At 48.4% G+C, this 7,133-nt stretch carries 8 protein-coding genes and 1 pseudogene; 5 read left to right on the top strand and 4 right to left on the bottom strand.

Annotated features, from left to right (window positions below; translation table 11 throughout):
- Together BZG79_RS09345 and dnaQ are read right to left on the bottom strand one after the other, a co-directional pair.
- A partial coding sequence (locus BZG79_RS09345) for a choice-of-anchor X domain-containing protein (protein ID WP_347336586.1) occupies nucleotides 1–673 on the bottom strand: 673 nt, incomplete at its 3' end.
- An 8-nt stretch (nucleotides 674–681) separates the two neighbouring features.
- Entirely contained in the window at nucleotides 682–1,404 is a 723-nt protein-coding gene (dnaQ, locus tag BZG79_RS09340) for a DNA polymerase III subunit epsilon (RefSeq protein ID WP_021024163.1), read from the bottom strand.
- A gap of 51 nt (nucleotides 1,405–1,455) precedes the next feature.
- On the opposite strand from dnaQ, the gene rnhA reads away from it, so the two are divergent.
- Nucleotides 1,456–1,923, top strand: coding sequence for a ribonuclease HI (rnhA, locus tag BZG79_RS09335; RefSeq protein WP_021024164.1), 468 nt, complete (start codon nucleotides 1,456–1,458; stop codon nucleotides 1,921–1,923).
- Nucleotides 1,924–1,935: 12 nt separating this feature from the next.
- Here rnhA and BZG79_RS09330 read toward each other — a convergent pair whose 3' ends face one another.
- Nucleotides 1,936–2,661, bottom strand: a complete 726-nt coding sequence (locus BZG79_RS09330) for a methyltransferase domain-containing protein (RefSeq protein WP_021024165.1) — start codon at nucleotides 2,659–2,661, stop codon at nucleotides 1,936–1,938.
- A gap of 32 nt (nucleotides 2,662–2,693) precedes the next feature.
- On the opposite strand from BZG79_RS09330, the gene gloB reads away from it, so the two are divergent.
- The 3 genes and pseudogenes from gloB to BZG79_RS09315 all read left to right on the top strand — a co-directional run bounded on the left by gloB (nucleotide 2,694) and on the right by BZG79_RS09315 (nucleotide 5,542).
- Nucleotides 2,694–3,452 carry a hydroxyacylglutathione hydrolase gene (gene gloB / locus BZG79_RS09325; RefSeq protein WP_021024166.1) on the top strand — a complete coding sequence of 253 codons (759 nt, stop codon included), beginning with the start codon at nucleotides 2,694–2,696 and terminating at the stop codon, nucleotides 3,450–3,452.
- Nucleotides 3,453–3,523: 71 nt separating this feature from the next.
- Nucleotides 3,524–4,856: pseudogene (locus tag BZG79_RS09320) on the top strand (LysM peptidoglycan-binding domain-containing protein).
- Nucleotides 4,853–5,542 carry a YIP1 family protein gene (locus tag BZG79_RS09315; protein ID WP_021024168.1) on the top strand — a complete coding sequence of 230 codons (690 nt, stop codon included), beginning with the start codon at nucleotides 4,853–4,855 and terminating at the stop codon, nucleotides 5,540–5,542. The pseudogene BZG79_RS09320 and the gene BZG79_RS09315 overlap by 4 nt, the downstream one beginning before the upstream one ends.
- 42 nt (nucleotides 5,543–5,584) lie before the next feature.
- Here the strand turns inward: BZG79_RS09315 and BZG79_RS09310 are convergent, their stop codons facing one another.
- Complete coding sequence (locus tag BZG79_RS09310) at nucleotides 5,585–6,427, bottom strand: endonuclease/exonuclease/phosphatase family protein (RefSeq protein WP_077461649.1); 843 nt, start codon at nucleotides 6,425–6,427, stop codon at nucleotides 5,585–5,587.
- A gap of 184 nt (nucleotides 6,428–6,611) precedes the next feature.
- Between BZG79_RS09310 and BZG79_RS09305 the strand changes: the two genes are divergently transcribed.
- Nucleotides 6,612–7,010 carry a gamma-glutamylcyclotransferase family protein gene (locus tag BZG79_RS09305; protein WP_021024170.1) on the top strand — a complete coding sequence of 133 codons (399 nt, stop codon included), beginning with the start codon at nucleotides 6,612–6,614 and terminating at the stop codon, nucleotides 7,008–7,010.
- Nucleotides 7,011–7,133 lie beyond the last annotated feature (123 nt).

Here is a 7,133-nt window from a genome sequence, read left to right as displayed (position 1 = left end):
GCTCAAGGGTACGAAAGAAGATCCCATTTCCCGATGTCACACGTGCTCGATACTTACCTGGCATCACATCAATAGGAAGCGAAACAGTAAAGATCCCATCATTAGGCGCTTCATCCAGCCCTGTTCCATCATCACTAAACTGGCCGAGCGATTTTGGCTGAGGACGTTGGTCAGGATTAAGCGAGGCAGGATCGTCAACAAACTCAGAAAAACTAACGGTGAGATCCACACGCCGAATAAAGTCTCGCAGATTAAGGGGGTCATCACCTAACATTAATCGTGCGGTGAATTTAATCGCTTCACCTTGATAAAGCCGACTGGGCAAATCTTCCACTTTCATGCGCAAGTCGCTCAGCACTTTCACTTTGTTATCAGGGCTAACGCGACCAATGGCTTGCCACGGCCCGGGCATCGGATCGCTAATCGATACAATGTCCATATCAGCCTCTTGATGCCAAGAGACATTATCGGGATGCCGCCATGCATAATATTTGCTTCCGTCAGGCCGAACCAAGACCACGGGCATGCTGGGTTTTTCTCGATAAATGACAAACGCAGCACGCTCAATCGTGGGGTCAACGCGAAAGCGGTTTTCCAGCAGCCGGATTTCTTGCTCGTTGGCGTGTGCCAATAAAGGGAAACAAAAACAAACTGCCCACCACCGCTTTCTCATGCCTGCTCCTACTGCCGCCAAAGACAGCTGCCGTTTTGTTCAATAAAGTCTAACCGCGCTTCATGCGCACTCATTTCATCGGCCGATGCAGGGATGACCTTTAGCGATTTCTGACGCTTAACCGTTCTCGGCGCCATTGGGCTTGCATTATCAGTGTCGGTCCCTGCATTAAAGGATAAATCTGTTTGTCCACCCGTCATTAACAGATAGACGTCAGCTAGTATCTCCGCATCCAGTAAAGCCCCGTGTAATGTGCGCCTTGAGTTATCAATGCCATAGCGATCACACAATACATCCAAGTTATTACGTTTGCCTGGGAAGATTTTCTTCGCCATTGCCAAGGTATCTGTGACTGTGCAAATCTCATTGGTTCGCACCGATACCCCGAGGTTTTTAAACTCATGGTCCATAAACCCCACATCAAAGGGCGCATTATGAGCAATCAACTCAGCACCTTGAATAAAGTCGACGAAGGCCTGATGCACGTGCGTATAGGCAGGCTTATCTGCTAAAAATGCATCAGTAATACCATGCACTGAAATCGCTTCAGGGTCGATCGCGCGCGTGGGTTTGATATAGGCATGAAAGTGCCGACCGGTGAGTTTGCGATTGATAATCTCAACGGCACCGATTTCTATAATATTGTGACCTCGGTAGTGAGGCCCACCTTCGCGGTTCATACCTGTGGTTTCGGTATCTAACACGATGAGACGATCGTAATTCGCTTTCATGGCAATAACTGTGTCAAACTTGGCTCAGATGAATAGCCTATAGTATCAAAGATGACCAAGCAGGTAGAAATTTTCACAGATGGTTCATGCCTCGGTAACCCAGGTCCTGGGGGGTATGGTGTGGTAATGCGCTATAAGCAGCATGAAAAAACGCTGAGTGCTGGGTTTACCCTCACCACCAACAACCGCATGGAGTTGATGGCCGCGATTGTCGGGTTACAAGCGTTAAAAGATTCCTGCGAAGTGGTTCTGACCACGGACAGCCAATACGTTCGCCAAGGAATTACCCAGTGGATCCATAACTGGAAAAAGCGCCAGTGGAAAACGGCGGATAAGAAGCCGGTTAAAAATGCCGACCTGTGGCAGCAATTAGATCAGGTGGCAGCCAACCACCAGATCACGTGGAACTGGGTAAAAGGCCACGCCGGTCACCCTGAAAATGAACGTTGTGATGAGCTCGCGCGTCAAGCCGCTAACCAACCAACCGAAACAGACGAAGGCTATCAGCCTCCTGCATAAAAGCATGGTGCGCTAACCGCCGTTAGGTACAACTCCCCCTAGCGGCGATACCGCTTGCTTTAGTTTCCAACGGGGCTTAATCGGTTTAAGTGGATAACTGCGTTTTCGCGCCATAATAAGATAAATAGATCCTAACGCGGGCGTTATCATACTGGCGCTACTTTCAACCCACGCATGGCGAGCGTTGGGGCGTTGTGTTGGCCATAGACCCATTTGATGTGCGGTAATGATTTCATAGTTCATGACACTTAACCAATCTTTGACGCGCAGCGGTGAAAACATTCGTCCTCCCCAAGGTAGGCGCTGATGTCGACCTCTAATCAGCTTTTTCATCCCCAGGAGACTGGTTGGATTAACGCCAGAAAGAATCAAACAACCATCGTCAATCATCACGCGATCGACCTCTCTTAGTAATCGGTGCGGGTCGTCGCTATAATCAAGTTGGTGTGCGAGTAAACAGACATCAAAGGACTTTTGGATAAACGGTAAGGCATAGTGGGCAGCCGTGAGGTTACGCATCGGATTGTGTTTATCGACACAGACTTGGTGTTGAATGTTACACTGTTTACTGACTAGCTCGCAGCTTAATCCACCTAATTTAAGCAAATGGTAGCCGAATAAAGTAGGCAGGCACTCATCCAGCCGAGTTTGCAATTGGGTGCGCGCCCAATCACCGTAGGCAATCTGGTCCCATGTATAGGGATAGTCAAACTGATGTTCAATGCGCGCTGGTTTCATTATTAAGGCTCATTCTATCGCTGGAGAACCCAATGCTTCACGTCAAAAGCATACCTGCATTTAACGATAATTACATATGGCTCATTATTAGTGAAGATAATCGATGCGCCGTGGTCGATCCCGGTGAAGCAAGTCAGGTTATTGACTATCTCAAAGCAAATACGTTGACACTGTCTTGTATTCTTATCACACATCACCACTGGGATCATACGAATGGTATTGAGGAGCTTGTCCGTTTCGCACCCAGCGCCCAAGTTATCGGACCGGAGATCAAACCTATCCCGCGCTTAAGTATGGCAGTGGGAGATGGCGATCAGATTGATGTTTTCGATCATCGATTTTTAGTGGTCGGAGTTGAAGGACATACTGATGATCACATCGCTTTTGTTGGCGATGGGAAGCTGTTTTGTGGTGATGCGCTATTCTCTGCTGGCTGTGGCCGCTTGCTTGGGGGCACCGCAGCACAAGCGCTAAATTCGCTTAAGAAGCTAGCCTCCTTGCCGATTGAAACAGAGGTCTATTGCGCCCACGAGTATACCGCTGCCAATGTTGCCTTCGCACTCACTGTCGAACCTGAAAACGATGATCTCCATTTGTATCGCGAAGAAGTCAACCGATTACGCGCTCAGGAAAAACAAACACTACCGAGCACCATTGGACGCGAAAAACGTATCAATCCGTTTTTGCGCATTCATGAGCCAAGCGTAATTCAAGCGGTCAGCGGGCGTGCGCAAAATAACACTGAATTAGAAGTTTTCCGCGCGTTACGTCAGTGGAAGGACGAATTTTGAGCTGAGTCTCTTGTCATCAGTGAGACCAGCCCCTATCATCATCGGCTATTTTGGACGAAGGTTTTTATGCCATGAAGTACCGTTTAGTTTTATTGAGCACACTGTTGCTGAGCGGCTGTCAGTCAACGGGTGACACTCAAGACACGGATACCGCCCACAAAGCGCCTCCTATTGCGGGCCAGAAGGCTTCATCTGCGCCCACAGAGACCGCAGTAACACCAGAGAAAGCGGTACCTAACCAACCCACGGTACTCTCACCGCAAAAACAAGAGGATGTTTGGCAGCGGATCAGTATGCAACTCTCCTTGCCTGTCCCAAATAATGCATCGGTGAGGCGGTATCGAAATTGGTATTTAAACTACCCTAATCACCTCGCAACCGTGACTGAGCGCGCGACGCCCTTTTTACACCTTATTGTTGAAAAAGTAGAAGCTCGTAATATGCCACTCGAGCTGGCACTTATCAAGAGCGATCCGACGTAACGAGCAGCGCGGAAAACCGACCGATTTCTGGCACCTTGATCTTCCTAAAGAGACCAGCAGTTATGTGCCCAAACTCATCGCACTGGGTGACGTGCTGCGCAATAAAAACAAATACGGTTTAGATCTCCCTGAAATCCCTAACCAGCCAGTGTTAACCATGGTCGATCCGGGTATGCAAATGGATCTCGCGTTAGCAGCTAACTATGCGGGTTTGACTGTGTCAGAACTGCAAAGCCTTAATCCAGCCTATAATCACTGGGCAACGTCTCCATCGGGCCCAACTCACCTTTTACTGCCGAATGATAAGGTGGCGCGCTTCAATACCGAGCTCGCGAAAAATAAGAATCAGGGACTTCGTGTCGAACGCTATGCGGTTAAGTCGGGCGATAGCCTAAGTGAGATAGCAGACCAGTATAATACCACGGTAAAAGTACTCAAACGCGCGAATCAGTTACGCTCATCACGCATTCGTGTGGGTCAACGCTTAATGATCCCGGTATCGCTCAAAGATGAGTCTCAATACACGCTAAGTGCTCCTCAACGGTTGGCCGCCTTGCAGGCTGCCGAGCGTGATGGTTATAAGCGTACTCACACAGTACGTCAGGGAGATAGTTTTTGGACGATTGCGCGTCGTTATGACGTGGATTATCGCCAACTCGCGAAGTGGAACGGCATGAGTCCTCGCGACACCTTAAGCATTGGTCAACAGCTCGTTGTGTGGGATAAAGAAAACAATGCACAACGTATTCGCACAATCACCTACCGTATTCGCCAAGGTGATTCACTGAGCACGATTGCACATCGATATAAGGTATCCGTGTCAGATTTAATCAAATGGAACCAACTGCGCCAGAACGCATATATCCAACCGGGACAACAGTTGACACTTCATATTGATATTTCACGGAGTAGTGGCTCATGATGCAAGCCTCAACCAATCCATTTTATGCCTTACGTGACACCGTACTCCGACCAAGTGCGTGTTTCGCCGCACTAAGTCAACGACCAGCGTGGGGCTGGGTTGCTTATTTACTAATGTGCTTGAGCGCGATTGCGTTTTGGAGTGCTTATTTTGATCACACGGATGTATCAACCCTTCAGCAAGCACTGGCTCAACAGCTGTCCATGCCTCAAGCAGAAGCGGAAAAGTGGTTACAACGAGAAACACTCCTAGCCTCTGAAGTATTGGGAGATTGGTTTGGTCGTGCCGCGGTAATTTTTGCCTTAGCCCTTTGGTTCCGGTTATCCACCAAGCAAGAGGCACCTAACTTTGGCTATCGTCACTGGTTAGCGGCATCCTGCTTTATTTTCCTGCCGGCAGTCATTGGTGATTTAGCAAGCTATACCAATATGACACTCGCACCGAGCTTTATCCTTCCGGCTCATGCTGATCTCAATAGTCTGAATGGCCTGCTCAAGCTACCGCTGACATCACCCTGGACAGCCTGGGCAGCCAGTTTACCCTTGCTCCTACCATGGTACTGGGTCCTCAGTATTACCGCTATTGGTACCTGGACACCATTAAATCAAGGTAAAGCCATTGTTGTCGCCACTCTCCCCTGGGTAGCTGTTTTCGGTGGCTGGGCGATCATCATTGCTGTGAGTTAATCCATTACAGCTATGGGTTAATGCATCACACGCGACGAGCGCTCACCCTAGCACCTTAAGTTGTGCCTCCATCGCCGCATGATCGGAGGCACCATTATCAATCGCACTGGCCTGCTCCACGGTCAATCCGCGATAGAATATATGATCCAAAGGCAGCCCAAACTTAGTCATCCGCTGGTCCGGTTGAAAATGCATTTCTTGTAAAGACAAACGCGACACCATCGCTCTGACTGCTTCTAATCGCCGTTGCGACCACGTATTAAAATCCCCTGCCAAGATAATCGGTCCATCAACACGTAACAAGGCTTGCTCAAGCGCTGCTAATTGCTTTTTATAAGCCGCCATCGCGTAAGTGAAGTTAATGCTATGAATATTGACCACAGCCAGTCGCTGACCATTGGAAAGCTGATACTCACTGTACAGTGCACTTTTGGGCAAGCGTAAATAGGGCTCTACCGCTGTATAAGCGCAGCTATGGAGAGGATTAACCTGAGAAAGATTCATAACCCCAGCGACCGCATCTTGCATCGCAAACGCATAGGCTTGATCATAATGAAGTGATGACTGTGTAATCCAGCGCGCGAGTTGAGGGCCAAAACTCGCTTCCTGTAATAGCATAAGACGATGCGGATCTCGATACTGCGTCAATGCTGTATCCCATTGTGGCCGCTGCTGTTTGTAAATGTTCCAAACCAGCAAAGAGAAATGGCCTTGTTCATCCAGCGGTAATGAATGGGTATAATCAACACATTGGCGATAAATACCAGAGACAGTGTGTAACTGTGACCCATCGGGGACAGTAAAGTAACCATTGACACCCACTATGGCCGTTGGGACTAAAATGGCGCTTCCCCAGGCCACTACCTTGCCAATACGTCGTTTCATTACTTAATTACCACCATAAAGCTCACCACTGAAAGTATAGGTTGCCCCTACATCGGGCGCCGATTTTGCGATCGTTAATGCCTAAATACAAGTGATAAACACACCTTATCACTTGCCGCACACTTGATGTCAGAGATAGGATAGAAAAGCAATGATAACAAGGTGTATTCATGGAGCGACGCCTATGCTCAATAATCTATTTGTTTACGGTACTCTTTGTCCAGACGAAGAGAACCACCACCTGCTCGCTGATATGAAAGGGAGCTGGCACAAAGCCAGCATACAAGCAATACGCACCGACCGTGGCTGGGGATCGGCAGCAGGGCACCCAGGGATCGAGTTAAGTGATAACGCAAAGGACAGAGTAAAAGGCTGGTTATTTAAAGCTGACGATCTTTCAACGAGATTAGCGCAGATCGATCAATTTGAAGGCGCGGGCTACCAACGAGTGATTGTTGAAGTGGAATATAAACATACAAGCGGAGAAGACACCAAGCATACCACCGCCTTCACTTATGAACTCTGTTTTAGTCATCAGCCTAATACGACTGGGCCAAGCCAATTTGTCGCCAAAAACGACTAATAAGTGTTCTTACTCATAAACACAAAAAACCACCAATAAGCCAGTGTATCGAGTGATACTTGTATAAAAAAAGCACCGATATAAGTCGGTGCTTTTTAGGTGGCAGAGGTAGAGGGATTCGAC

The sequence above is a fragment of the Salinivibrio sp. MA427 genome, assembly GCF_001996115.1.
In the GTDB taxonomy this organism is placed as follows: domain Bacteria; phylum Pseudomonadota; class Gammaproteobacteria; order Enterobacterales; family Vibrionaceae; genus Salinivibrio; species Salinivibrio costicola.
Note: the sequence above shows the minus strand (reverse complement) of the source record. Positions and strands in the feature narration are given on the sequence as shown.

What these genes read in the sequence shown, in the direction of transcription:
- BZG79_RS09305 (WP_021024170.1), top strand. Translation starts at nt 6,612, where the DNA reads ATGCTCAATAATCTATTTGTTTACGGTACTCTTTGTCCAGACGAAGAG.
- dnaQ (WP_021024163.1), bottom strand. Translation starts at nt 1,404, where the DNA reads ATGAAAGCGAATTACGATCGTCTCATCGTGTTAGATACCGAAACCACA.
- BZG79_RS09315 (WP_021024168.1), top strand. Translation starts at nt 4,853, where the DNA reads ATGATGCAAGCCTCAACCAATCCATTTTATGCCTTACGTGACACCGTA.
- rnhA (WP_021024164.1), top strand. Translation starts at nt 1,456, where the DNA reads ATGACCAAGCAGGTAGAAATTTTCACAGATGGTTCATGCCTCGGTAAC.
- gloB (WP_021024166.1), top strand. Translation starts at nt 2,694, where the DNA reads ATGCTTCACGTCAAAAGCATACCTGCATTTAACGATAATTACATATGG.
- BZG79_RS09310 (WP_077461649.1), bottom strand. Translation starts at nt 6,427, where the DNA reads ATGAAACGACGTATTGGCAAGGTAGTGGCCTGGGGAAGCGCCATTTTA.
- BZG79_RS09330 (WP_021024165.1), bottom strand. Translation starts at nt 2,661, where the DNA reads ATGAAACCAGCGCGCATTGAACATCAGTTTGACTATCCCTATACATGG.